Below are 22,892 nucleotides of genomic sequence, written 5' to 3' on the forward strand. Positions count from 1 at the left end.
CTCCCGAAATTGTCACCAAGCGGTGCCAACGCGCCGTTCGGGAGGAGCTGAAGTGATGTTCGCCAGGACGCCAAGACTGCTGTTGAGGCCCGGATTTCCGGAAGATGCCGCCGCGCTCTCCGCTGCGATTGCCGATGAAGCGATCGTCAAGAATCTCGCGACGGCGCCCTGGCCCTACCGCATGCGCGACGCGGAAGCCTTCCTCGCCAGCCCGCGCGATCCCATCCTCCCTTCCCTCCTGGTGTTCGAGCGGACCAGCGGCGCGCCGCAGCTGGTCGGCTCTTGCGGCCTGGGAAGGCGCCCCTCGGGCGCTGTCGAGATGGGTTACTGGATCGCCCGCTCGCACTGGGGACGCGGTCTCGCCACCGAGGCCTGCGAGGCGCTCATCGACATCGCTCGGGCGCTCGGCCTGTGCAGCCTGGAAGGATCGCACTTCGTGGACAATCCGGCATCCGGCCGGGTGCTTGAGAAGCTCGGTTTCGAGGCGCTTGGAATCATCGCCCCCCGGCTTAGCTGCGCGCGCGGCGCCGAGGTCCCGGCCCGGCTGATGAGGCTCCGGCTATGCGCGGCGGCGGTTACGGAGGAAGAGGAGGCTCTCGCCGCTTAAACGGCGGCGCGGACCTTGCGCCTTGGCGCGGCGTCGAACTCTCCGCTGGTGTCATAGCCGGCGAGCAGGTGGCGATCATCCTCATTCCAGGGGTGGAAGCCCGGCAGGAAGAACTTGCCCCACGCGCCCGCGATCTTCCGAAACATGCCTGGGTTGATCCACAGGTACCACAGCAGCAGCGCCCATGCGCGCGCACCCGTCACCCCGTCCTGCCGCATCAATTCGAGCGCACCTGTCGTGCGATCAACAAGGAAGTTGCGGGTGACGAACATCATGACCTTCGCCTTGACCTTCCAGCGCTTCGACCGCGGCCAGTCGCGCGTCGCGAACAGCCAGGTGTCGTAGGCGACGCCCTTGTGCTCGATCTCTTCGACCGCATGCCACCTCCACAGCTCCGCGGCCTCCTTATCGGCGCCTTCGAGATGCCTGGGGTTGGCGAGCAGCTGGTGCGCCAGGATCGCAGTGAAATGCTCAAGCGCCATCGTAGCCGCGAGCGCAACGACGGGCGGCCGCTTGCGGCTGAAGCTCAGCCGATATTCGACGCGCTCCTCGAGCTTCGAAAGATCGTAGCCGGCATTTTCCGCGCGCTTGTTGAACGCATCATGCTCGCGGCTGTGGATCGCCTCCTGCGTGGTGAAGGCTTTGATCTCCCGGCCAAGCTTTTCCGGCGTGTTCTCGCGGAAGGCCCGGACGCTTTCGACGAAATACGCTTCGCCTTTGGGGAAAGTCGTCGACAATGCGTTGTAGATGGCAGTCGCTTCGACGCGGCCGCCGTGCCACAGGCGGGTCAGCGTCGCGTCCCTGCCGAAACGGCGATCGCGCGGCGTTATTGTCAGGTCCGCTGGAGTCGGCAACATAGTCGTGCTCATGCTCTGAAAGTAAAATAACTTACATCGATGTCAATAGCACGAAAACGCCTGAACCCGGAAGAAAGCCGATCGGCCGCGCTTGCGGCAGCACGGCGCCTTCTGCTGCGCGATGGGCCGCAGGCCGTCACGTTGAAGGCCGTCGCGGCGGAGATCGGGCGTACGCACGCCAATCTCCTCCATCATTTCGGGTCCGCGGCGGGGCTCCAGGCGGAGCTCGCAAGGTCGATCGCGGAGCGCGTGACCGGCAGCATCGGTGAGGCGGTGGAGCGCGCACGCGCCGGCGAGGCCGACGCCGGCGACATCGCCGAAATGACGTTCGACGCCTTCAGCAGCGAGGGTGCCGGAGCGCTCGCGGCGTGGATGATCCTGTCCGGCAATCGCGATGCGTTGAATCCCATCCTCGAATCGATCCGCGACCTCGTCGGGCACCTCAAGGTCGGTCACGAGGACCGTCATGTCGACGAGACCACCCTTTGGCTGACGTTGCTTGCACTCGGCGATTCCCTGCTTGGACCATCGATCGCGGAGGCCCTGGAGCTTGACGGCGACACGGCGCGCAAGATCGCCGCGAAGCGCCTCCGCTCGCAGATCGAGCATGCGCATCCGCGCGAGTGATCATGCCCGCCACTACAACTCCCGACTGGCAGCATCTCGCGATCATCGCCGTGGCCGCGGCCCTGACGATCACCTTGCTTCAGCGCATACCCGTCGTCGGTAAGTTCATTCGCTTCGCTTTGTCATTCGCGATGCTCGCCTTCCTGATCTTCGTCATTCTGCGGCAGGCGCCGTTCGACCCCACGCTCGCCCGCTTCACGAGCCGGATCGGCCTCGACAGCCAGAAGGTCGTCGGGAAGGAGGTGCGCGTGCGCATGGCCGCCGACGGTCATTTCTGGGTCAATGCCGACGTGAACGGCGTGCCGCGCCGGATGCTCATCGACAGCGGAGCGACGATGACGGCGCTTTCGGACGATACCGCGCGCCGCGCGGCGATAGAGACCGGGACCGGGCTTACCCCGGTCATGCTTCGCACCGCGAATGGGATGGCGCCGGCGCGCACCGGCAACATCGATGAGCTCAAGGTGGGCAATATCGTTGCCCGCGACCTCAAGATCGTCACATCGCCGGGGCTCGGCGACCTGGACGTCCTCGGCATGAACTTCCTGTCAGCGCTCGAATCCTGGCGCGTCGAGGGGCGGACGCTCGTCCTCGTTCCCCATCACCCGCAACCCGAGGCCGGTTAATAGGCCATCACGACAGCAGGCCGGCGGCCTGCGCGAGCCAGCTCGCGGCTTGATCGAGGCTTATCGCATAGGCCCCGGCCGCCAGCCCCGCCGCGAGCGCGGGAAGGGCCAGGGCCAGCAACCGGCGCCGCTTCCGCGGTTCTTGATGTTGCTCCATCGGCAGATCGCGCGGGCCGAGCCAATCGTCGTCAGCCACCTCCGTCGGCTCGACCAGGAGGTCGGCCGGCCTGCACAGCACTTCGGCCGCAAGACTAAGCTTTTCCCGATTGAGCAAGGCGCTCTCGGTATCGAGTTCATGCCTGAACATCAGGCGGTCGCCATCGGCCGGCATGTGCGCGAGGCAATCCTGCAGGCGCCGGTCGAGCGCAACGAGATCGTCCACTGCCTCCAGCACGCCGCGCCGGTCGTGCCGCTCCATCGCCAGCTGCAGCCGGATAATCTTGAGCGTGCTTGCGCGGACGAGCATCAGCCCTTCGGCGACGTCCTCGCCCGACACCGCGCTCTCGCGCACATTCGAAGGACTCTCGATCTCCATCTCCCTACCCGACTCGCTGGAACCCGTGAGCATAAGTCAAAACGCTGGTTGCTATCGGCGGTTATCGCCTGTCCGTTGGCGCGGCGCGCCATGCCGACGACGGAGGCCAGGCAGGCCAAAGGTTCCCCTCCCCGCTCGCATCGCCTAACTGGCCGCGATGCATTTCCTCGATCAGGCCAAGATTTTCGTGCGGTCCGGGGCCGGCGGCGCCGGCGCCGTGAGCTTCAGGCGCGAAAAGTTCGTCGAGTTCGGCGGCCCCGACGGCGGTGACGGCGGCAAAGGCGGCGACGTCGTGTTCGAGGCCGTGCCGGGCCTCAATACCTTGATCGACTTTCGCTACACGCAGCATTTCCGCGCGCCTCGGGGCAAGGGCGGCGCAGGTTCCAACCGGACCGGAGCCGGGGGCGACGATCTGGTCATCAAGGTCCCCATCGGGACCCAGATCCTCACCGACGATGAGGACCGTACCCTGCTCGCCGACCTGACCAGGGAGGGCGAGCGGGTCGTGCTGCTTCGCGGAGGCATGGGCGGCCGCGGCAACGCCAGCTACAAGAGCTCGACCAACAGGGCGCCCCGCCAGCACCAGACGGGAGAAGCGGGCGAAGAGCTGTGGGTTTGGCTGCGCCTCAAATTGCTTGCCGACGTCGGCCTCGTGGGCCTGCCCAATGCGGGCAAGTCGACCTTCCTGAATTCCGTGACCAACGCGAGCGCCAAGGTTGGCGATTACCCGTTCACTACGCTCCGGCCTCAGCTCGGCGTTGTCCGGCATAAGGGTCGCGAGTTCGTGATCGCCGACATTCCCGGGCTGATCGAGGGCGCTGCCGAAGGCGCCGGCATCGGCGACCGCTTCCTCGGCCACATCGAGCGGACGCGCGTGCTGCTGCATCTTGTAGCCGGGGACGCCGAAGACCCGGTGGATGCCTGGAATGTCGTCCGGGGAGAATTGGATGAATATGGCGCGGGCCTTGCCGACAAGCCCGAAATCATCGCCCTGACCAAGGCCGATCTCCTCGACGACAAGAAGCGCGCGAAGCTCGTCAAGGCGCTCGAGAAAGCGGCAGGCGCCAAGGTCGTCCCGATCTCCGCGCCGTTGGAGGAAGGCCTCGCGCCCTTGCTCGACATGATTATCGAGCGGCTTGGCGCCGCAACCGAGGATGAGCGCGAGGAAGCGATCGCCGAGCGGCCCTGGTCCCCTCTATGAAGCTGGCGATTACCGGCGGCACCGGCTTTGTCGGTGCGCACCTGATCGCCGCCGCCGTCGCTGCCGGACATGAGGTCACGGCCTTGACTCGACGGGACCGGGATGCCCGCGACGGGATCCATTGGGTTCGCGGCAGCCTTGAGGATCGCCAAGCGCTCGAAGCGCTCGTGGCCGATGCCGACGCCGTAATCCATGTCGCGGGCGTGATCAGCTCTCCCACGGCAGCGGGTTTTGAGCTCGGCAACGTGGCAGGCACGCTCGCCATGCTGGCGGCCGCGACCGCCGGCGGCGTGCACCGCTTCATCCACGTCTCCTCGCTGGCCGCACGCGAGCCGAAGCTGTCGCTATACGGCGCCTCAAAGGCGCGCGCCGAAGAATTGGTGCGCGGATCCGGGCTCGATTGGGCGATCGTTCGACCTCCGGCCGTCTACGGTCCCGGGGACAAGGAGACGCTGGAGCTTTTCCGCATGGCGAAGCTCGGCCTGATGCTCATGCCGCCGCGCGGAAGGCTATCGGTCATACATGCCGACGATCTTGCGGGGCTGCTGCTCGCGCTGACGAGGTCCGATGCTCCATCGAGCCTGACCATCGAGGCCGATGACGGCAAGCCCAACGGCTGGACTCATCGCGAATTCGCACAAGCCCTGGGCCGGGCGGTCGGAACCCGGCCAACGATCGTGTCGTCGCCCGGAATCCTGCTTCGTCTTGCCGCGCGCGCCGATCAGCTGTTCCGCGGCCCCAGGGCCAAGCTCACCGTCGACCGCGCCGCTTATTTCTCGCACAAGGATTGGGTGGTGGATGCCAAGCTCGGCGCGCCGGAGAACCTGTGGCGCTCGCAAGTGCCGACGCCGGACGGGCTGGCTGAGACGGCCGCCTGGTATCGCGAACAGAAATGGTTGTGAGCCGCCGAGCTAGTTGAGCGGATTGTTCCAGCTCTTGAGGTCGTAAAGGATGCTGCGGCAGTCCCGCGCAACGGCATGCAGCCGATCCGTGATGTCCTGCGCATCGGAGATTTTTGTGAGCCCGCTCAGGGAGCTGGCATTCTGGTTCAGCCTGTCCCGAACTGCCCTGAGCCCATCGAATTCCTGGAGTCGTAGATAATGCAAATCGGCTTGCCGTTCGCGCGCGCAAGTGCGGGACATCACGATTGCCGCCGAGACCCGCTCGCTGATCATCGCGATCGCCTGCACCTCCGCTGGCGTCGGACTACGCGGCGTCGGGTGGTAGATGGCGAACGTTCCCAGCACCGCATGCTGCGGACCGAAGATCGGCGTTGACCAGCAAGCCCGCAATCCGTGTTCGAGCGCAATCTCACGATAATCGGCCCAGAGTGGGTCCGTCGCGATGTCCACGACATAGATCGGATGACCGACGAATGCGGCCGTTCCGCAAGAACCGGCCGCCGGGCCGATCTCCCCGCCGTCAATTGCGTCGCAATAGGAGTCCGGAAGCCTTGGCGCAGCTGCATGACGCAGGCGCAATCCGCCCTCGAGAAGCAATATAGACGTCAGCAATTCGGTATCGGCGGCATTTTCCACCGCCTCGAGATGGCGGGTCAAAATTGTGCGCAAGTCGGTGCCCGCGGCAAATTCCTGCTCCAGCCGGCCATGTCGCTCGTCGAGCGATTCACGAAGTTGCAGCGCGAATGCCATTAGTCTTCGTTAACCATTCTGAACCGAACGGGTTGCATCTGCTATACCGACTATTGGTTAGTAAGCTGGGGAATGACCCGCATAGCCGCCTGATCGGGTGCATTCTTCTCCAGGGGCACGCTGGCGATCACCAGCGTCCCTGGCGCCAGGTGGCGGACCGACAGGCGCCCGCCGATTTCCCTGAGGCGTTCACGCATACTCTGGAGGCCGACGCCTTCCATCGCCTTTTCGGGAATGCCGATCCCGTTGTCCGCAATTGTCACGTGCAGAAGCGCGCGCCGCGACAGCACCCGGACCCCCAATTCGCTGCCGCGAGAGTGACGATGCACGTTCGAAATGGCTTCCTGGACGACCCTGTAGAGCGCCCGCTGCACCCCCTTGCCAGGCAGCGCAAGCGGGCTTTCGATCTCGACCAGGGCGCGAAGATCGGCGCGCCGGGCGAACCCTTCCACCAGCGTAGCCACGGCCTGGCCAAGCTCCACATGTTCAGGCTGGTGCGCATGGGCGAGGTAGGAGATGGAGCGGAGCTCGTTCTGAGCCTCGAGCAGAAGGGACTCGATCTCCGAGACCACCTCGTTCGCTTCTTCGCTAATCGCCGAGCGCCTCAGGTGCCCAAGAGCAAGCGCGGCGCCGGTCAGCGACTGCATCGTTGAATCGTGCAGTTCCCGCGCGATGCGCTGGCGCTCGACTTCTTGGGTCCGTTCCAGCGTGCTGCTGAAGCCTTCCTTCATTCGCCGCAGTTGGACCAGTTCCGTAACCTCTGCCCGGGTGACGGTGGCAAAGCGCTGACCCCCGATCTCGAAGCGATGGATCTGGACCTGGAAATCGCGGCCTTCCAGCTCCCCCTGCCCGGCGTAATCGAGAAGGAAAGAGCTGGTTTCACCGCTCTCCAGGCCGGGAAACGCCGCGGCTGCGGCCGCAGCGGCCTTGTGGCCCTTGGCGCCTTTCTCAATACAAAACGTACGGTAATTCGAGCCCGGGTTGAGGTCATATTCGAGCGATTTGATCATGCTCAGCCAGGACTCGTTGGCGGCGGCGACGACCCAGTTCTCGTCGAGCAGCGCAATCTGTTCCGGCAGCCCTTCGATCAGCTTTTCGAAGATGGATCCGAATTCTGCGGCGGTGCGGGACGCGGCAGCGGCCTCGACGTAAAGCCCTGCGGCCTCCGTCGCGATTCTTTCATCATTGGGCGCTGCCCCTGCCATGCGCGGCCCCCCAGTGGCCTGAATAATAGCCTAGGTTAAGAGACAGGGCTAGTTGATTCGGGGAGAACCCGGATGCTTGGAACTGACCGGATTTTGTCACGAATTGTGATGATTGCGGCGCGATTCGTAGAATCCTGTTCGTGCGTGTCCCTAGGGTATTTCCTCACCTATGAGGGCAAGCCCGAGGCGTGATGACAATCGACGAATTGAAGGCCGAGCTTTCGGCGATCCTTGCTCAGGAGGATCACTTTGAGGCCGATTGGGCGAGCGTCGAATATCTCTCGGAGCGGACCTATATCCGCCTGACTGAACCCGGCACGCCACAGGATTTTCCGCAGGAAGAAGTGATTGGCTACCTGGCGGGCTTCAATCGCCGCCGCACCGACGAGCAGTTCGGCGAGCAGCAGCGGCGCTGGCTTCGAAATTTCCTGACGACGTGACCAGGGACGGCGCCGTCGCGGCGCCAGAGCAGATCCAGGGACGCTGAGCACGCCCGTTCAACGGCCGTTGAGCCGCTTTCCGATCTCCACCTGAGCGAGGAAGTCCTGCATCATCTCGGCGACCTTGCGTTGCGATCCGAGAAGCACCGGCGGCCCCTGGCCGTACCAGCTCGCCCAGACCTCGCCCTTTTCCAGGCTGAACACGACGCCGCCCAGGGATTCATCCGCGCCCCGTTTCTGCATTGCCACGATGACGTAACGGACAATGACCGCCACTCCGATCATCACCGTCGATGCCGCGAGGAACATCCCCGTCGCCGAGACGAAGCACGGCATTTCGAACATCCACGAGCCGCCGATCAGGCCACCCATTACGACTACGGAAGCCAGCGCGACGAGCGCCGCCTGCCACCAGCGCAAAAGTATCGCGGAGATCAGAACGAACGGCAGGTAGGGCGTGAACTCACAGCCCGTGATCACCCCGTCGACAGCCATCCTCATGACGGTGGGAATCCACACTGCGAAAAGACCGCAAAGCAGTGCCTGCCAGGCGCTTGGCGCCGGGCTCAGAAGCCAGCGAATGAAAGCGGCGCGAACCATCTCACTCCCCCTTGCCGTGCCCCGGGCGATTTCTCAGCACCAAATGCTCCGCACTTCAACTGACGATGATCAACTTTCCGTTCCGGACTTGACGAAATCGGCGCGTTCTTATCGCCTCGCGAAGGCCGCATTCGCGCCCCATTGCGTTGCGAACGGTCGGCTAGCGCACTAACGGAACCCGAATGCCCGACCGCCAGTCCATTTACGCCAAAGTCGTCGAGATGATCGCGCCCTTCAACAAGAAGGGCGTCTCCATCACGGAAGCAACCAGGTTCGCCCAGGATCTCGAATGGGATAGCCTGACCGTGCTCGATTTCGTAGCCAACGTCGAGGACGAGTTCGACGTCATCATCAGCATGAACATGCAGGCCGAGATCGAGACCGTCGGCCAGCTCGTCGACGCCCTGCAGCGCCTGCAGGACGGCAAGTGACCGATCCCGGAATTGAAGGCACGGCGGCGGCGGAGGGCCCAAGCTCGCCCGACCTTTTCTCCAAGTTCGATCCGCTGATCCAGCAGCGGGAGCAGCTGCTCGCGAGCGGAGTCACCGACCCCTTCAACCTGGTCATGGAACGGGTCGAGAGCCCGACCGTCGCGATCTGCAACGGCCGGCGGACGATCCTGCTCGGCACTTACAATTACATGGGCATGACATTCGATCCGGACGTCGTCGCCGCGGGTCACAAGGCGCTTGACGAGTTCGGCTCGGGCACAACCGGGAGCCGCGTCCTCAACGGCACTTACGGCGGCCACAAGGCGGTCGAGCAGGCGCTTTGCGACTTCTACGCGATGGACCACGCGATGGTCTTCTCGACGGGCTATCAGGCGAACCTCGGCATCATTTCGACCATCGCCGGGAAAGAGGATTATATCGTCCTCGACATCGACAGCCATGCGTCGATCTACGACGGTTGCGCGCTCGGCAACGCGCAGATCGTCCCCTTCCGCCACAATGACGTCGAAGCGCTTGAGAAGCGGCTGAAACGTATTCCGGAGGATGCCGGAAAGCTCGTCGTGCTCGAGGGCGTCTATTCGATGCTTGGGGACGTCGCTCCGCTGAAGGAAATGGTGGCTGTCTCGAAAGCTGCGGGAGCGATGGTGCTCGTGGACGAAGCGCATTCGATGGGCTTCATCGGCGAGCATGGCCGCGGCGTCGCCGAAGCACAGGGCGTCATCGACGATGTCGATTTCATCATCGGGACCTTCTCCAAATCGGTCGGTACGGTCGGCGGCTTCTGCGTGTCGAACCATCCGAAGTTCGAGATCCTGCGCCTCGTCTGCCGTCCGTACGTCTTCACGGCCTCGCTGCCGCCATCTGTCGTCGCGACCGCCGCGACCTCCATCCGCAAGCTGATGGATAGCGCCGACAAGCGCGCTCATCTCTGGGAGAACAGCAAGCGTCTCCACGCCGGCCTTCGCCAGCTCGGATTCACGCTTGGAACCGATGAGCCGCAGTCCGCGATCATCGCCGTCATCATGCCCGATCTCGAGACTGGGGCGGCGATGTGGGAGGCGTTGCTGCAGGAAGGCTTGTACGTGAACCTCGCGAGGCCGCCGGCGACGCCGGCCGGCATGACGCTCCTGCGCTGCTCGTTATGCGCCCTGCATAGTGAGGAACAGGTCGGCGAGATCCTTGGCATGTTCGCTGCGGCGGGCCGTGCTACAGGTTGCATAAGCTGAGGAAAAACAAGGGAACCTTTGGCTTTCGCCAATTGGTTAACGCGTCTAGACTGCGCTCATGATCGGGGACGGGGAAGAGGTCAGGTTCGACTGGCGTCGAGGAGGCGCGGCTGGCGTGGGCCTGCTCGCGGCGCTGATCCTCCTGTCCATGGTCATCCTGGTCAAGTTCACCAATGACAATCGCGAGCGCGCCCTCAATGCGGAGCGGCGCGCCTACGATGTCGCGCTGGTCGTTCGGAATGTCAGCTCGAACATCTCGCGGGCGGAAGCCGCGCTGGGCCGCTTCGTCCTGGACGAGCGCAAGGAAACCGGCGCCATCTATTCGAGCGACTGGGAGCTCGCCGGTTACCAGATCACCCAGCTCGCGCGGTTGATCCGCGGCAATGACGCGCAGGAGCGGCGCGTCCAGGAGCTCCAGAGCCTATACCGGCAACGAGGCGAGGAGCTGGCCTTGGCGGCGCGCGCCGCTCTCGCCGGACAGGATCAGAGCGGAATCAGCTATTTCTACCAGGCCGGCCGCTCGGACACGCTGACCAAGCTCGACTCCAAGCTCAATGAGATCATTGTCAGCGAACGCGGCTCGCTTCGCGAGCGCATCGAGCAAAGCCAGATCTTCTCGGCCGAGGCGGACCGGTTCACCGATTATCTCAGCTGGCTCGGCGGAATCGTCGCCGTCGGCGCCGTATTCCTCGGCGTGATCGCGGTGCAGGCGCTGCGCCAGAATGCGCAATCCCGTCGCGATGCCGAAAATGAGGCGGAGCGTGCCGAAGTGCTGGAGCTGGCGGTGCGCGATCGGACGCAGGAATTGTGGGAGGCGAACCAGGCCCTCAAGGCCGAAGCGGCCGAGCGCGAGGCGGCCGAGGCTCAGCTGCGGCAGGTGCAGAAGATGGAGGCGGTGGGCCAGCTCACCGGCGGCATCGCGCACGACTTCAACAACATGCTGGCCGTCGTCGTCGGCGGCATTGACCTCGCGCAACGGCGCCTCAACGGACCGCGCCGCGAAGTGCTGATGCATCTTCAGAATGCGATGGAGGGGGCTACGCGCGCCGCGGCGCTCACCCGGCGCCTGCTCTCCTTCGCTCGCTCCGAACCGCTGTTGCCGGAGCGGGTCGACAGCACCGATCTGATCGGGGGCATGTCCGACCTGCTCGACCGAACGCTGGGCGAGCGGGTCAAGGTGGAAATCGACCTCGGGCGCGAGACCTGGCCAATTTACGTCGATGCCCACCAGCTTGAGAATGCTATCGTCAACCTCGCGGTCAACGCGCGCGACGCGATGGACGGCCAGGGACTGCTGCGCATCGCCACCGAGAACGTATCGCTGGCGGCCAATGAGGTCGGCGACGTGCGCGCTGGCGAGTATGTCAGGATCAGTGTCACCGATACGGGTTGCGGAATGCCTCCCGAGGTCCTGGAGCGCGCCTTCGAGCCCTTCTTCACGACCAAGCCGGTGGGCAAAGGCACCGGCCTCGGCCTCAGCCAGATCTTCGGCTTCGCGCACCAATCGGGCGGCGAGGTCGGCATTGAAAGCCAGGTGGGACGAGGCACCACGGTGTCCATCTACCTGCCGCGCACGGAGGTCGCCGCCTCTGTCCGCGTCCATCCCGCCGTGCAGCGCGCTGCCGACGCGGAGATCCGCGTGCCGGGCGCGCGCATCCTGCTGGTTGAAGACGATCCTCGCGTCCGCACGGCTACCGTCGGAGCGCTTGAGGATCTCGATTACGATCCCGTAGCATGCTCGAGCGGGGCGGAGGCGATCGAGATTTTCCAGGCGCAGGAATTCGACCTCGTCATCACCGACGTGATCATGCCGGAAATGACCGGCCCCGAGCTCATCCGCCACCTCAAGAGCAGCTACGATCGCGATTTCGCGGTGCTCTTTGTCACTGGATATGTCGGCGAGGGCGAAAGCGACGAGCTGCGCGGCTACGAGCTCCTTCGTAAGCCCTTCACGGTCGGGGCCCTGGCAAGCGCCGTCTCATCGGCGCTCGGGCGGATCGCTAGCGAATTGCCCCGCTCTTCAGCAGCCGCGGCAAAAGGGTAATCGCAGCGAGCAGCGGATGCCGCTGCTGCCACGGCTTCAGCCGGATCTGGGTGCCGGCGTGCCGGTTGATCTTCCACGCGATATATTCCGCGCCGCCGGCGAACGTCGCGCTCGCCTTGACCAGCCGCAATACCGACAGCGTCTTGCCCTGGATACGGCGGCGCCTCCAGCCGCGTGAGATACGCAGCTCCTTTGCGGCAGCGATTGCGGGGTCGGCGAAGCGCAGATAGCGGTCGCGGTCCTGGTCGACGACCGACGCTTCCTTGCCCTTCCGCTCGGCGCGCAGTTCGGCGGAATAGGTTAGCGCGAACGCGCGCCGCCAGGCGTCGAGCGGCTTCGCTTTCGATCTCACACCTGCCGCGGCGAGCAAGGTCGGCGCGGCCCTGCTGACCGCGTCGATTACCTCCTCACGCGCCTCCTTGTCCGCTGCCCAGACGAGGCGCGAAGGCTGGGCGAAACGGGCCCACACCGAGACGTTGCGGGTTTCCGGACCGTTTAGCCGATGGAAGTCGCGTTCGCTGAGCACCGCATATTTAGCGGCAAGCCCGTCTCGCTCGAAATAGAAGACGTTCGGCGGGATCAGCCGGTTGGCGGCCGCCAGCCAGCTTTTATCGTAGGCGGCGCGATAATTGGAAACGATCAGGTAGAAATCGAGCATCAGCCCGTCGAGCTTCTGCTGCCGCAGGCACGAACCGTAGAACAGCACTGCGCGGCTGGCCTCGCCATGCTTGGCGGCAATCGCGGCTGCCATGCCGGTCACCCGGTCGTCTACGGGCAAGTCCAGCTCTTCCGCGACGAGGTCGCGCAATTCGGTCATGGGAGGGCGACTACGCTGCCAGCCTGACGAATGACAGCGGCCGTGCGGGTCGCAGGAAAATCGTCTGGCCGCGCTCGGCATGGAAGGTTTCGCCGTCCAGGATTACGCTCGAGCTCTCGCCTTGGATCGTGATCTCGTCGGCTTGCTGATAGTGCACGCCGGGAAGTGACGTTCGGCCAAGCTTTCCGGCGATGCTCGCCGCGAGCCCGCGGATCAGCGACATCGGCTTTTCCTCGATCGCCAGGAGCGTGAGCGCGCCCTCGCCCCTGCCGACATCGCTGGACAGGAGCAGCTTTTCGAGCGTCGTTACCGCGAGCAGCGAGAAGCGTCCGCTGATCGTATTCTCTTCCTGGCGAAGGGAGACGTTGAGCGGCTGAGGATCCGGCGGCAGGAAGCTCGCCTTCACCTTCAGGAACAGCTTCGCTAGCAACGCGAAGGCCGTGATCCCGTGCGCGATGCCGTTCGGCAGGCCGAGCGGATAAATCTTGTCGCGGCAGTAGAGCATCGTGTCCGCAAGGCCGGCGCCGCCAAGGAACATCCCGATCACCGGGCGGCTCGCACCCTCCTCGTCGCCCGAACCGCGGCGAAGCGCGATCAGCTCGCGGGCGACGATGTAAGGAGAAAGATCGTGCTGGGCGAGCTCGATCAGCTGCTCGAGCGCCTTGACGGGGTCGCCGCGCGCTCCGAGATCGAGCGCGATCAGGTTCGTCTTGCCGCTTGGCAGCACCGCGACCGGCGGGCGCTCCGCACCGAAATGATCGCCGTTGTAGAGCTCGGTCAGCGCGGCCTGTACGGTCCCGTCTCCGCCATTGACGACGAGCACCTTGGGCCGGACGCGGGCGATGGCGACCATCGCCTGGCCGATCTGGTCAGCATGCTCCACCTCATAGTGGAAGATGTCCGGGTGATCGGCGCAGAACTCACGGATCCGCGGCAGCTGTGCGATATTCCCGGTCGACTTCGGGTTCGACAGCAAGGCGATACGCGGACGCGACTTATGGCATGCGGGAGCAGTTTCCGCCGAGCCTTCCACAAAATCGCCGTCGCACGATTTAAACATGAATTCCCGAACCAGTCCGCTATAGAACGAGGAGCGGTTGTGCCCGGGTCCACCCGGATACATCCATCCGTTATCGCAATCTGGGTCGCGTTTGCGGCCAAATCATGGTGCTCGGACGACCAAAAGTGCCCATCGGCTTAATTGATCGGTACCTAGCTCGCTCCATCGCGGTTCCTTTGTTCGGATCGCTCGTGCTGGCGGCCATGCTGCTTGTGCTCGATAAGATGCTGCGGCTGTTCCAGTACGTCGTCGATGCCGGGGGACCCGTGAGCGTGGTCTGGCGCATGCTCGCCAACCTCCTTCCCGAATATCTCGCGCTGGGCATCCCGATCGGGCTGATGCTCGGGATCCTGCTCGCGTTCCGCAAGCTTGCATTGTCGTCCGAGCTGGACGCGCTGCGGGGCATTGGGGCGGGCTACGGCCGGCTGCTCCGCGTACCCTATTTCTTCGCGGTGCCTTTGATGTTCATCAATCTCGGCATCGTCGGCTACCTCGAGCCTTATTCTCACTATCGCTACGAAGGATTGCGCTTCGACCTCAATTCGGGCGCGCTCGGCGCGGCTATAAAGGTCGGGGAGTTCAACCGACTGGGCAAGGGCCTGACGCTGCGCATCGACCGCAGCGAGAAGAAGGGCACGCAGCTCCACGGGATTTTCATCCAGATGGAGGATTCCAAGGGGATGAACATCGCGGCGACCGCGGAAAAGGGCCGCTTCCTGTCGACAGACGATCCCGACACGATCCTTTTCCGGCTCGAAAAGGGCCGGCTGATCCAGGACTCCCCGCGCTTTTCGACGCCGCGCACCCTCGCATTCGACGTCTACGACTTGCCGGTCAGCCTGCCCGTGATCGAGCAATTCCGTCGGCGTGGCGGCACGCAATCGGATGAGCTCTTCCTGCATGAGCTCTTCCGCATCGGCTATGGCGGAGGCGCGACAACGGAACGTCAGCAGCTAGAAGCGCAGGCGACGTTTAATTTCCGCATCGTCGAAGTGGTGATGATGCTGATGCTTCCGCTGCTTGCTGTAGCGCTCGCGGTCCCGCCAAAGCGAAGCTCATCGGCACTCGGGATCTTCGTCGGCATCCTGGTCGTCGTCGCCTATCACAAGGTCAATCAGTACGCCGAGCAGGCTGGGGCGCAGGGACGCCTCGATCCGATCCTTGCCTTGTGGATCCCACTGATCCTCCTCGCGGGCCTGATCGTCTGGATGTACCATGTCCTCGCCCATCGTCCCGGCGGCCAGCCGATCGGTGCGCTCGAGCGCTTCTTCGCCAAGGCCGGCAAGGTCGTGCGCCGCGCGCTACCGAAGCCGCGCGAAGTCCGGGCTAGCGCCTGATGATCAACCTCAAATTCTTCCCGTCGCGTCATCTTGCGACCTACATGGTGCGGCTGTTCGTCACGCGCAGTCTCGCCGTCCTGATCGCGCTGGTCCTCATTCTGATGACCCTCGATCTCCTGGGCGAATCGGGCAAGATTCTCGCCGTCCCTGGCAATGGCGACGCCGATCTGTGGCGTTATGTCGGCCTGCGGCTCCCCTTGCTCTTCTCGCGCTTCCTCCCCTTCTCGGTATTGCTGGGCGCGCTGATCGCGTTCGTCGGCCTCAACCAGCACAGCGAGGTCGTCGCGATGAAGGCCAGCGGTCTTTCCGCCCACCAGATCCTGGCGCCTCTCGTTGTCGCCAGCATCGGCATTTCCATCGCGCTGTTCGCCTTCAACGAGACGATCGTCGTCAAGTCCGCTCGCGTTGTGAATGCCTGGTCCGACAATGACTACAAGCCGGTTCCGCCCGACAGCGGCGTCCTCAGTAACGTGTGGGTCCTGTCGGGCGATGACCTGATCCGGGCGGGCCTGGTGGTCGGCGGGCCGCCTAACCTGCGGGTCGAGCGGCTCACTATCTACGATCGCGCCGGCGGCGTTCTTCAGCGCGTGTACCGAGCGGCCCGCGCGACACCCGGCCCCGGAAGCGCCTGGACGCTTCAGGATGTCACGATCTACGACGCGAACATGAACGTGGTTCGGCACGTCCCTCGGATGATGGGGATGGACGGCATCACGACCGGCCAGCTTACGCTTGCGAAGGTAGATCCCAACCAGCTCGATTATTCGACATTGAAGCGGCGCGCGGCGGAGCTAGAAGCAGCCGGTCGTCCCGCCGACGAAGCGCGTGCCGGTCTTGCCCACAAGATCACTGGTCCGCTTTCGACTTTGCTCATGCCTCTGCTCGCCGCCGTCGCCGCCTTCGGGCTCGCCCGGTCCGGCCAGGTGCTCCTGCGCGCCTGCCTCGGCATGGCTCTCGGCTTCGCTTATTTCGTGGCCGACAATTTCAGCCTCGCGATGGGCAATGCCGGAGCCTATTCGCCATTGATCGCCGCCTGGGCGCCCTTCCTTCTGTTCCTGCTGATTGGAGAGACGGTCCTCGTCCGGACCGAAGAATGACGGGCGATATCAGATGATCGGTATCTCGACCGCGGCACACTGAGTTGCCGGTTGATCCTGTTCAGGGTCGCCTCCATCCGCCTCATTCGCCGGCGCAGCGGTATGCTGGATGTCGGTCGGCCGCGTGACCACGCTCGGCGCGGGGCCGAGCGGCTCGAAAGGAAGCGGCTCGAAGGTGCCGACAGGGCGGATTAGGATCGCACCCCCGCCCAGGCGGGCGGCACCGGGCGCTGGGCACGTGGCGGCCGCATCGGCGAGCAGGATCAGGGCGGACGCGATAATCATGTGGCGACGCTGCCTTCCGCCGGCTTGCGAGGCAACGCGTCGGCAAGCATCTGTCCCGAAGCGGCACGCCCGGTCCGGCTGCGTGCTCAGTCACCCGTCGGAACCTGCATGCGGCGATGTTTGTTGATGCGGCCTGGCGTGGCGTTCTGCCCGACCTTGGCAGCATACACGCACGAAGCGGTCCGGCAGAAGGTCTCCGGGCCGCTTCTGTTATCGCCGGCGACCGCTAACCTAGTTCCTGCTCCAGCGGCTGAAATGATAGCGTCCGCGCACCGGCGCGGCGCGATAGGACTGGCCGGACGTGCAGGTGACCTTGAACACGCCGGCCTGGCCGTCGACCGCGCTCGCCGAGGCGACCTTGCCGCACGAATAGCCGATCCTCCCGATCGTCCGCGCAACCACCGCGTGCGGGAGGGGCATCGTAGCGGGGACCACCGCAGCCGGCTCCGCTTCCGCGGCGGCCGGCTCGACCGCCGCTTCGACGAGATTCTGCGCCTGAGCCGTCTCCGCCGGTTCGTCAGCAAGCGCGACATATTGCGGCCGCTCTGACGGGCGTTCGACGCGAGCCGCCGCGATTGCGCGCTTGGGCGCTGCCGGCGGCGGCGCAGCCACGTCGCTCACGACAGGCGCAATCGCTTCTTGATCCGTCACGGAAAACTCGGGCGGAGGCGGCAGCTTTTGAGTAACGGTGCGCTTCGGAAGCGCGTCGGGCTGCATGTCATTGCCCGCTTCCCAGCCGGCCCAGGCGCCGAGGAGCCCAACCGCCAGCACCATGCCGCCCGCAATCGCCGCCGGCCGCTTCCAATCGAATGCACCCTCTTCGACGTGCAGGAAATCCTGCTCCGGAACCCGCACAGCAGCCTGGGGCTTGAGCGCCGGTGGCGCCCTGCGCTCCGCCTCCGGCTGGGACCTTTGCACGAGCGGGGGCGCCCGCAGCGGCGCGACTGGTTCTGTGCGAGCCTCCGGCAGTGAGGGCTTCGGCGCTGCTTCGGGCGGGCTCCGCAGCGAGGAGGCGATGAACGAGGCCGTTCGCGGCTCAGGTGCAGATCGCGCCGCCGGGGTCGGCGCCGCCGGCCGTCCCCCCGGACCGAAGTCATCGCTGGCCAACCGCTCGAGGCGCGCGCCGAGCGTTGCTCCGATGAACTGCGCCGCGCCCACGCCGGCGATCGATGCCGGGCCCGGCTTTGGCTCCGGCCTGATCCCGATCGACGCGTCATAGGCCTTCCGCCTGGCCGGATCGCGCAAGGTCTCGAAGGCGATGCTGACCTCGCCGACGCCGCCGAACGCGCGCGGCCGCAGTGCGCTGATCTCCCGCGCGAAGGCCCGCCGGATCTCGTCGTCCGTGGCTGCGGGCGTCACGCCCAATATCTCATAATGATTCGGCCGTGCCTTGACCGTGCTGACCATTTTGCGACCCCCGAAGGCAAACCCATCCCGACTCTAAGTGTCGGAAGGTTCACCTCTTTTTCGCGAGAATCCAGCTCGGGTCGCCGCACGCGCAGGGCCGCTCGGCATTACCCGATTCACCTGATCCGGAGTGAATCCCGGTTAACGGCTTTGGCCTGGCGGCTTGTCCTTCGCCGCGCTTCGGCGGTCGCCTTTGCGGCGCTCGGAGCGGCGCCGATCTCCCGCCGGCGGCATCGCGCCCGGATCCTTGCGCTTTCGGCGATCGCCCTTGCGCCGCTCGGCCTTGCGGCCCGTGCTCCGGGCCGGCGCATCGAGCTGGCCGGAGGCGATGACGATTGTCGCGCCGGGCGTCAGCCCGTCCTCCAGCCGCTGGCGCGCCGCGTCGATGACGAGCGAGAGGTGGGTTCGCACGAACTCGCAGCGGTCCTTCTCGGTCATCGCTGCTTCGTCGCAAAGATATTCGATCGCCTCGCGAGCAATGCTGATGGATCGCATCCGCCCGTCGATCCAGATATCGACGAGCGTGTTTCCGCCACTCGCACGGATCGTGTCGTTTTCCATAGCCGACCCCCCCGAACACGTTCGAGTGTATCAGCATTAAGTGCAGACGATAATGCGAAAATTCAGCACGGATGCCGAGCGCAGGCGAACGCTATTCCGCCCGCACCCACCCGGGTGGGACCAGATGATTATGGCCTTCATCCAGCGACCAGCCGGCCGCGATCATCTTGGCCATCTCGCGCTCGCGCAGCCGAAGGAGCTTGCGAACGATCCGCTCGCGCGCCTCCTTCACCTGCTCCTCGGTCATTGAGGCGGCCTTCTCTTCGAATGGATTGGGCAGGCTTTCGCGCTGCTTCTTCGATCCATGCGCCTGGACGATCCGGATCGCCTCGGTGACGCTGACCTTTGGCTCCGTTCCTTCCACGTCGAGATCTTCAGGATCGAAGCTCCTGTTCGCCGCCTCGACCAATTTCATCTCGATCGCCGCGCGCCCGGTTTCCAGCACCGCGTCCCATTTGGCCCGGAACAATGGCTGCTTCATCCGCCGCGCATAGACCGCGTTCGTGCTGACCCCCGCGGCGGAAGCCGCGCGCCTGACATGGGCCGAACCGGCGAGCTCGTCGAAGAAAAGCTTTTCCTTCTGTTGGCTCCAGCGGTCATGCCCCGGACGCTTCAGCTGCGCCTTGGCTTTCCCCTCCTCGGTTGAGGAGGAAGACGGTGATGCAATTCGGGCAATCGCCTCGGCATCATCCCGAGCCGTCCGCTCCGAATGAGGTCGCAGAGCCTCATCCCACGCCACGGCGAAGTCCGGATGCGCCCGCCGTCGGGCATAGGCGGTCGTATGGTCGACACCGGCGTCCAGCGCCGCCGCCCGCGCCTCGCCGGTGCGCTGGAGCGCGCGGAGGAAGGCTATCGTCCAGCGCGGCGTCCGTTTTGGTTCGTTCATCCAGATTACATAACCTATTAGGTTGTGTGTAGGAAAGGACAACGCCGACCAGGCCGTGTTTGGACGAACCCCAATGTCCACTTCGGTCAAAAGGCGGAGATTGGCGAACTGGCGCGAAGCGCATCGTCGGTGCTACGGGAGGAGCAGCATAAGGAGGGGCCGATGACGAGATCGTTATTGCTGCTTTCTGCCGCAGCGCTGCTGCTGCCCGCGTGCCAGGCAAGCGACAAGTCCGCCAACCAAGCCGCCGAAGTGAATAATGCCGCCACTGCTGACGCCGGCGCGGATGAGCAGGCGATCCGCGCCCAGGTCGATCGCTGGCTCCAGCTTGTGAAAGCCAAGGACGCCGCGGCGATTGCGGAACTCTACGCCGAGGACGGTGCCGTGATGCCTTCCAATGCGCCGATCGGCAAAGGACGTACTGCGATCCAGCAAACTTGGGCATCGCTGATGCAGACGCCCGGCTTTGATCTGACCTTCGTTCCGGAGCAGATCATCGTGTCATCGTCGGGTGACATGGCGCTCGATCGTGGGACGTACAGGCTGGCGGTTGCGCCCAAGGGCAGCGCGATGACCGACACCGGCAAATATGTGGTCGTCTGGCGGAAGATTGGCGGCGAGTGGAAAGCCGCCGCCGACATCTTCAACAGCGATCTGCCGGCCAGCGGAGGTTAGGCGCGCAGAATATCTGCAACGACTGAAAGCAGATAACAGCCGCCCGAATTGGAAAAGCTCGCGCTCGGGCCTAAGACTTGAGGCCGTAGCCCGTGAGGAGCGACCTCGCCGATGCACGAGTCCGGACCACGCCCGATCCGCCTGTTCGACAGCTTCGGAATCCTGCCTAGGGTGATCCGCTTCTTCCTGCTGGAAAAGGGTCTCGACGTCCCGCGCTACGAAGTCGACCTGCTGCTCGGCGAGAATCGCGACCCCGAATATCTCAAGCTCAACCCGTCCGGTCAGACGCCGGCGCTCGAGCTCAGCGACGGCACGATCCTGTGCGAAGGGCCGGTCATCTGCGAATATCTGGAGGAGCTGTATCCGGACCCGCCCTTGATCGGCATGACCGGGAAGGAGCGCGCGATCACCCGCATGTGGTGGCGGAGGGTGGAGCTCAACATCTGCCAGCCGATGATCCTGGGCTTCTATTATGGCGAGGGCCTCGAAACCTATCGGACGCGAATGCGGTGCATCCCGGAAGCGGCGGACGGAATGAAGGAGCGCGCGCGCGACGGCATTCGCTGGCTCGATGGATTGCTGAGGGGCGAATGGGTGGCCGGCCCGTCCTTCACCGTCGCGGACATCCATCTCTATTCGTTCGTCCAGGAAATGTCCGAAAAGGGTCAGCAGGTTCCGGACGAGTGCGCCGCAGTGAAGAAGTGGATGGATCGCGTTGCCGCTCGCCCAGCCGCGGAGATGAGCCTGTGGCGCTGGAAGCCGGCAGCGGAAATGCCCGCGCCCGAGCGACCCCGTATCAGCAGCTGACGGCCACGGCGTCGACCCGCTTCCGCGCGCGCTGCAGCATGGCGTCGAATTCCGCCGCGCCGCGGATTTCCGCCCACGCTGGGTCGACTTCGAGCAACCGCAATTGCGGCCTCGATTTCGCGGCCTCGGCGAACGGTTCGAGGATCTCGATCGCTTCGGCGCACTCCTTCAGGAACAGGGCCAACGTCGAAGCCAGGCTGTAGCGCATCGCAAGATTTCCCGGATCGACGTTGAGGGCCTTGTGGATCCATTTCCGGGCCCGGTCATGCTCGCCCAGCGCCGCGAAGCCCCTCGCGGCGGAGGCGAAGGCGATCCCGCTTGTCGGGTCGCAGATCACGACCGCCTCGGCGAAGGCCACGGACATTTGCGCGGCATTCTGGACACCTGGCCGGTCCCCTGCGGCAGCGCGGCAGGACACGAGCATCGACGCGCTCGCATGGTCCTTGCGGCCGAGGCCGACGGCCTTTTCGAACTGAGCGATTGCGGCTTCGGAATCGCCGTTCCGGAACATCAGCTGCGCCGATACGAAATTGGCTTCCCACGAACTGGGATCGAGGCGAAGCGCTTCGCGGACCGCGGCCCTCGCTTCCTCGATCCGGCCATGCTCCTCGAAGTGCCGGGCGCGCACGCAATGAGGCTCGGGCATTCCGGGGTCGAGCTCCATCGCCCGTTCCGCCGGGCCGATCGCGTCGACCGGCCGGTTCTGCCAGAAACGCAGCTCGCTATTGGCCATCGCCAGCAGTGCCCAGGCGTTGGCATAGTCCGGATCGATCGCGACGGCTTGCGCGCAAAGGCGGGCGATCTCATCGCTCTTGCGATAATCCCCCGCGGCGCCGTCGGGCCACAACCGCCGCGATTTCAGATAGAGGTCGTAGGCTTCGGCGCTGGTGGTGCGGCCTTCGGCGATCGCCGTCTTTTCCCCCGGCAGCAGGGTGAGCTGCAGCGCCTCGACGATCGCATGGGATATTTCGTCCTGGATCGCGAACACGTCGCTCAGTTCCCGTTCGTAGCGCTCGGCCCAAAGGCTGCGGCCGTTCGCGGCTTCGACCAGCTGCGCGGTGATCCGCAACCGCGAGGCCGCCTTGCGAACGGTGCCCTCGACCACGTGCGTGACTCCGAGCTGGCTGGTCAGCTCCTTGAGGTCGATCGTCCCGCCATGAAGGCCGATGCTGGTGTTGTGGCCGATCACGGACATCGCCGAGATCTTCGACAGGTCGGTGATGACGTCTTCGGTTATGCCGTCGCTGAAATAATCCTGGTCGGGATCGCCGCTCTTGTTGGCGAAGGGGACGACGCAGATCGTCGGCTGCTGCGGCGCAATCTCATGGCGCGGCGGCGGTGCGCTGGCGGTTTCGCCACATGCCTTTGCGCCTATCGCGGCGATGAGCTCGGCAAACAGGGCGCCGCCCCTGCGCCAGCCGGCGAGGTCGATCGTATGATATTGCCTGAAGCCCAGCGGCGGCTTGCTTCCGTCCAGGGTCACGGGGACGAGACGCGACCCTTCCAGGCCTTCCGCCGCTTCATCCTGCACCCAGGCGGACTCGACGGAATCCTTCGACCACAGGACGACGACCGCTTCGGCGCCCTTCAGCGCGGCATCGATGTCCCATGAGAAGCGCGAACCCGCCCGCAGGTGATGGTCCCACCACACTTCGTGGCCGGCCTGCTCAAGCGCGCCGGAGAAGGCCTCTGCGGCCGCAAGGTCCTCCCGCGCATAACTGAGAAAGATCCGCGCCACGGAATCTCCATCCGATGTGCGTTAAATGTGCGTTTAAGCTGCGCTCTTCGCAAGTCGGCGCGCGCGCTAGGGATCTCTGGGCGCTGCGGATGCAAGAAAAGGCCCCAGTGCGATCACGATAGACCACTCAACGTCTAGAGCGCCATC

General features: G+C 64.8%; 25 protein-coding genes. 13 read left to right on the forward strand and 12 right to left on the reverse strand.

Features of this window, described 5'->3' with window-relative positions:
• The first annotated feature begins 55 nt into the window (after positions 1-55).
• Positions 56-607, forward strand: a complete 552-nt coding sequence (locus tag LZ538_RS07035; RefSeq protein WP_249831281.1) for a GNAT family N-acetyltransferase — start codon at positions 56-58, stop codon at positions 605-607.
• Here LZ538_RS07035 and LZ538_RS07040 read toward each other — a convergent pair.
• Positions 604-1,464, reverse strand: a complete 861-nt coding sequence (locus tag LZ538_RS07040; protein WP_249831282.1) for a metal-dependent hydrolase — start codon at positions 1,462-1,464, stop codon at positions 604-606. The genes LZ538_RS07035 and LZ538_RS07040 overlap by 4 nt on opposite strands.
• A 39-nt stretch (positions 1,465-1,503) precedes the next feature.
• Between LZ538_RS07040 and LZ538_RS07045 the strand changes: the two genes are divergently transcribed.
• Positions 1,504-2,091 (forward strand): TetR family transcriptional regulator, encoded by a 588-nt coding sequence (locus tag LZ538_RS07045; RefSeq protein ID WP_249831283.1) that lies wholly within the window; start codon positions 1,504-1,506, stop codon positions 2,089-2,091.
• A gap of 2 nt (positions 2,092-2,093) precedes the next feature.
• Positions 2,094-2,717, forward strand: coding sequence for a retropepsin-like aspartic protease family protein (locus LZ538_RS07050; RefSeq protein ID WP_249831284.1), 624 nt, complete (start codon positions 2,094-2,096; stop codon positions 2,715-2,717).
• 7 nt (positions 2,718-2,724) lie between these two features.
• On the opposite strand, the gene LZ538_RS07055 is transcribed toward LZ538_RS07050, so the two are convergent.
• Positions 2,725-3,252: a hypothetical protein gene (locus tag LZ538_RS07055; RefSeq protein ID WP_249831285.1), complete on the reverse strand. Its 528-nt coding sequence runs from the start codon at positions 3,250-3,252 to the stop codon at positions 2,725-2,727.
• Positions 3,253-3,409: 157 nt separating this feature from the next.
• Between LZ538_RS07055 and obgE the strand changes: the two genes are divergently transcribed.
• Both obgE and LZ538_RS07065 read left to right on the forward strand, forming a co-directional pair.
• On the forward strand, positions 3,410-4,453 hold the full coding sequence (obgE, locus tag LZ538_RS07060) for a GTPase ObgE (protein WP_249831286.1): 1,044 nt from the start codon (positions 3,410-3,412) through the stop codon (positions 4,451-4,453).
• Complete coding sequence (locus LZ538_RS07065; protein ID WP_249831287.1) at positions 4,450-5,355, forward strand: NAD-dependent epimerase/dehydratase family protein; 906 nt, start codon at positions 4,450-4,452, stop codon at positions 5,353-5,355. Before obgE ends, LZ538_RS07065 begins: the two co-directional genes overlap by 4 nt.
• Positions 5,356-5,364: 9 nt before the next feature.
• Here LZ538_RS07065 and LZ538_RS07070 read toward each other — a convergent pair whose 3' ends face one another.
• Together LZ538_RS07070 and LZ538_RS07075 are read right to left on the reverse strand one after the other, a co-directional pair.
• A complete protein-coding gene (locus LZ538_RS07070; RefSeq protein WP_249831288.1) occupies positions 5,365-6,105 on the reverse strand; it encodes a GAF domain-containing protein in 741 nt (246 codons plus the stop codon).
• Between the two features lie 50 nt (positions 6,106-6,155).
• Positions 6,156-7,310 carry a sensor histidine kinase gene (locus tag LZ538_RS07075; RefSeq protein ID WP_249831289.1) on the reverse strand — a complete coding sequence of 385 codons (1,155 nt, stop codon included), beginning with the start codon at positions 7,308-7,310 and terminating at the stop codon, positions 6,156-6,158.
• A 191-nt stretch (positions 7,311-7,501) separates the two neighbouring features.
• On the opposite strand from LZ538_RS07075, the gene LZ538_RS07080 reads away from it, so the two are divergent.
• Complete coding sequence (locus LZ538_RS07080; protein WP_249831290.1) at positions 7,502-7,750, forward strand: hypothetical protein; 249 nt, start codon at positions 7,502-7,504, stop codon at positions 7,748-7,750.
• Between the two features lie 57 nt (positions 7,751-7,807).
• Here LZ538_RS07080 and LZ538_RS07085 read toward each other — a convergent pair whose 3' ends face one another.
• Positions 7,808-8,350, reverse strand: a complete 543-nt coding sequence (locus LZ538_RS07085) for a hypothetical protein (protein ID WP_249831291.1) — start codon at positions 8,348-8,350, stop codon at positions 7,808-7,810.
• A 182-nt stretch (positions 8,351-8,532) separates the two neighbouring features.
• Between LZ538_RS07085 and LZ538_RS07090 the strand changes: the two genes are divergently transcribed.
• From LZ538_RS07090 to LZ538_RS07100, 3 genes are read left to right on the forward strand one after another with little or no spacing between them, the layout of a single operon-like run.
• A complete protein-coding gene (locus LZ538_RS07090) occupies positions 8,533-8,781 on the forward strand; it encodes an acyl carrier protein (protein ID WP_249831292.1) in 249 nt (82 codons plus the stop codon).
• A complete protein-coding gene (gene spt / locus LZ538_RS07095; protein WP_249831293.1) occupies positions 8,778-10,028 on the forward strand; it encodes a serine palmitoyltransferase in 1,251 nt (416 codons plus the stop codon). The genes LZ538_RS07090 and spt overlap by 4 nt, the downstream gene beginning before the upstream one ends.
• A 58-nt stretch (positions 10,029-10,086) precedes the next feature.
• Complete coding sequence (locus tag LZ538_RS07100; RefSeq protein WP_249831294.1) at positions 10,087-12,072, forward strand: ATP-binding protein; 1,986 nt, start codon at positions 10,087-10,089, stop codon at positions 12,070-12,072.
• On the opposite strand, the gene LZ538_RS07105 is transcribed toward LZ538_RS07100, so the two are convergent.
• Both LZ538_RS07105 and LZ538_RS07110 read right to left on the reverse strand, forming a co-directional pair.
• On the reverse strand, positions 12,029-12,889 hold the full coding sequence (locus LZ538_RS07105; protein ID WP_249831295.1) for a hypothetical protein: 861 nt from the start codon (positions 12,887-12,889) through the stop codon (positions 12,029-12,031). The genes LZ538_RS07100 and LZ538_RS07105 overlap by 44 nt on opposite strands.
• Positions 12,890-12,899: 10 nt before the next feature.
• Positions 12,900-13,949, reverse strand: a complete 1,050-nt coding sequence (locus tag LZ538_RS07110; RefSeq protein ID WP_249831296.1) for a diacylglycerol/lipid kinase family protein — start codon at positions 13,947-13,949, stop codon at positions 12,900-12,902.
• A 125-nt stretch (positions 13,950-14,074) separates the two neighbouring features.
• Between LZ538_RS07110 and lptF the strand changes: the two genes are divergently transcribed.
• Together lptF and lptG are read left to right on the forward strand one after the other, a co-directional pair.
• A complete protein-coding gene (gene lptF / locus LZ538_RS07115) occupies positions 14,075-15,286 on the forward strand; it encodes an LPS export ABC transporter permease LptF (RefSeq protein WP_430741958.1) in 1,212 nt (403 codons plus the stop codon).
• Positions 15,286-16,386, forward strand: coding sequence for an LPS export ABC transporter permease LptG (lptG, locus tag LZ538_RS07120; protein WP_283937653.1), 1,101 nt, complete (start codon positions 15,286-15,288; stop codon positions 16,384-16,386). The genes lptF and lptG overlap by 1 nt, the downstream gene beginning before the upstream one ends.
• 9 nt (positions 16,387-16,395) lie before the next feature.
• Here the strand turns inward: lptG and LZ538_RS07125 are convergent, their stop codons facing one another.
• From LZ538_RS07125 to LZ538_RS07140, 4 genes are all read right to left on the reverse strand, one after another.
• Positions 16,396-16,671: a hypothetical protein gene (locus LZ538_RS07125; RefSeq protein WP_249831298.1), complete on the reverse strand. Its 276-nt coding sequence runs from the start codon at positions 16,669-16,671 to the stop codon at positions 16,396-16,398.
• 231 nt (positions 16,672-16,902) lie between these two features.
• Positions 16,903-18,078: a J domain-containing protein gene (locus LZ538_RS07130; protein WP_249831299.1), complete on the reverse strand. Its 1,176-nt coding sequence runs from the start codon at positions 18,076-18,078 to the stop codon at positions 16,903-16,905.
• 141 nt (positions 18,079-18,219) lie between these two features.
• Positions 18,220-18,639, reverse strand: coding sequence for a hypothetical protein (locus LZ538_RS07135; RefSeq protein WP_249831300.1), 420 nt, complete (start codon positions 18,637-18,639; stop codon positions 18,220-18,222).
• 91 nt (positions 18,640-18,730) lie between these two features.
• Complete coding sequence (locus LZ538_RS07140) at positions 18,731-19,525, reverse strand: hypothetical protein (RefSeq protein ID WP_249831301.1); 795 nt, start codon at positions 19,523-19,525, stop codon at positions 18,731-18,733.
• A 162-nt stretch (positions 19,526-19,687) separates the two neighbouring features.
• Here LZ538_RS07140 and LZ538_RS07145 point away from each other — a divergent pair, with 162 nt between their 5' ends.
• Positions 19,688-20,200 (forward strand): YybH family protein, encoded by a 513-nt coding sequence (locus LZ538_RS07145; RefSeq protein ID WP_249831302.1) that lies wholly within the window; start codon positions 19,688-19,690, stop codon positions 20,198-20,200.
• Positions 20,201-20,311: 111 nt separating this feature from the next.
• Entirely contained in the window at positions 20,312-21,007 is a 696-nt protein-coding gene (locus LZ538_RS07150; RefSeq protein WP_249831303.1) for a glutathione S-transferase family protein, read from the forward strand.
• On the opposite strand, the gene LZ538_RS13365 is transcribed toward LZ538_RS07150, so the two are convergent.
• Entirely contained in the window at positions 20,997-22,745 is a 1,749-nt protein-coding gene (locus tag LZ538_RS13365; RefSeq protein WP_249831304.1) for a TIR domain-containing protein, read from the reverse strand. The two genes, LZ538_RS07150 and LZ538_RS13365, sit on opposite strands and share 11 nt — an antisense overlap.
• Positions 22,746-22,892 lie beyond the last annotated feature (147 nt).

Source organism: Sphingomonas hankyongi, from assembly GCF_023516575.1.
GTDB classification, from domain to species: domain Bacteria; phylum Pseudomonadota; class Alphaproteobacteria; order Sphingomonadales; family Sphingomonadaceae; genus Sphingomicrobium; species Sphingomicrobium hankyongi.

Coding starts and splice junctions, on each gene's coding strand:
- obgE (WP_249831286.1), top strand. CDS start 3,410: ATGCATTTCCTCGATCAGGCCAAGATTTTCGTGCGGTCCGGGGCCGGC.
- LZ538_RS07035 (WP_249831281.1), top strand. CDS start 56: ATGTTCGCCAGGACGCCAAGACTGCTGTTGAGGCCCGGATTTCCGGAA.
- LZ538_RS07055 (WP_249831285.1), bottom strand. CDS start 3,252: ATGGAGATCGAGAGTCCTTCGAATGTGCGCGAGAGCGCGGTGTCGGGC.
- LZ538_RS07040 (WP_249831282.1), bottom strand. CDS start 1,464: ATGTTGCCGACTCCAGCGGACCTGACAATAACGCCGCGCGATCGCCGT.
- LZ538_RS07135 (WP_249831300.1), bottom strand. CDS start 18,639: ATGGAAAACGACACGATCCGTGCGAGTGGCGGAAACACGCTCGTCGAT.
- LZ538_RS07145 (WP_249831302.1), top strand. CDS start 19,688: ATGACGAGATCGTTATTGCTGCTTTCTGCCGCAGCGCTGCTGCTGCCC.
- lptG (WP_283937653.1), top strand. CDS start 15,286: ATGATCAACCTCAAATTCTTCCCGTCGCGTCATCTTGCGACCTACATG.
- LZ538_RS07075 (WP_249831289.1), bottom strand. CDS start 7,310: ATGGCAGGGGCAGCGCCCAATGATGAAAGAATCGCGACGGAGGCCGCA.
- LZ538_RS07085 (WP_249831291.1), bottom strand. CDS start 8,350: ATGGTTCGCGCCGCTTTCATTCGCTGGCTTCTGAGCCCGGCGCCAAGC.
- LZ538_RS07150 (WP_249831303.1), top strand. CDS start 20,312: ATGCACGAGTCCGGACCACGCCCGATCCGCCTGTTCGACAGCTTCGGA.
- LZ538_RS07065 (WP_249831287.1), top strand. CDS start 4,450: ATGAAGCTGGCGATTACCGGCGGCACCGGCTTTGTCGGTGCGCACCTG.
- LZ538_RS07050 (WP_249831284.1), top strand. CDS start 2,094: ATGCCCGCCACTACAACTCCCGACTGGCAGCATCTCGCGATCATCGCC.
- LZ538_RS07045 (WP_249831283.1), top strand. CDS start 1,504: ATGTCAATAGCACGAAAACGCCTGAACCCGGAAGAAAGCCGATCGGCC.
- LZ538_RS07070 (WP_249831288.1), bottom strand. CDS start 6,105: ATGGCATTCGCGCTGCAACTTCGTGAATCGCTCGACGAGCGACATGGC.
- LZ538_RS07130 (WP_249831299.1), bottom strand. CDS start 18,078: ATGGTCAGCACGGTCAAGGCACGGCCGAATCATTATGAGATATTGGGC.
- LZ538_RS07100 (WP_249831294.1), top strand. CDS start 10,087: ATGATCGGGGACGGGGAAGAGGTCAGGTTCGACTGGCGTCGAGGAGGC.
- LZ538_RS07140 (WP_249831301.1), bottom strand. CDS start 19,525: ATGAACGAACCAAAACGGACGCCGCGCTGGACGATAGCCTTCCTCCGC.
- LZ538_RS07125 (WP_249831298.1), bottom strand. CDS start 16,671: ATGATTATCGCGTCCGCCCTGATCCTGCTCGCCGATGCGGCCGCCACG.
- LZ538_RS07090 (WP_249831292.1), top strand. CDS start 8,533: ATGCCCGACCGCCAGTCCATTTACGCCAAAGTCGTCGAGATGATCGCG.
- LZ538_RS07080 (WP_249831290.1), top strand. CDS start 7,502: ATGACAATCGACGAATTGAAGGCCGAGCTTTCGGCGATCCTTGCTCAG.
- LZ538_RS07105 (WP_249831295.1), bottom strand. CDS start 12,889: ATGACCGAATTGCGCGACCTCGTCGCGGAAGAGCTGGACTTGCCCGTA.
- LZ538_RS07110 (WP_249831296.1), bottom strand. CDS start 13,949: ATGTTTAAATCGTGCGACGGCGATTTTGTGGAAGGCTCGGCGGAAACT.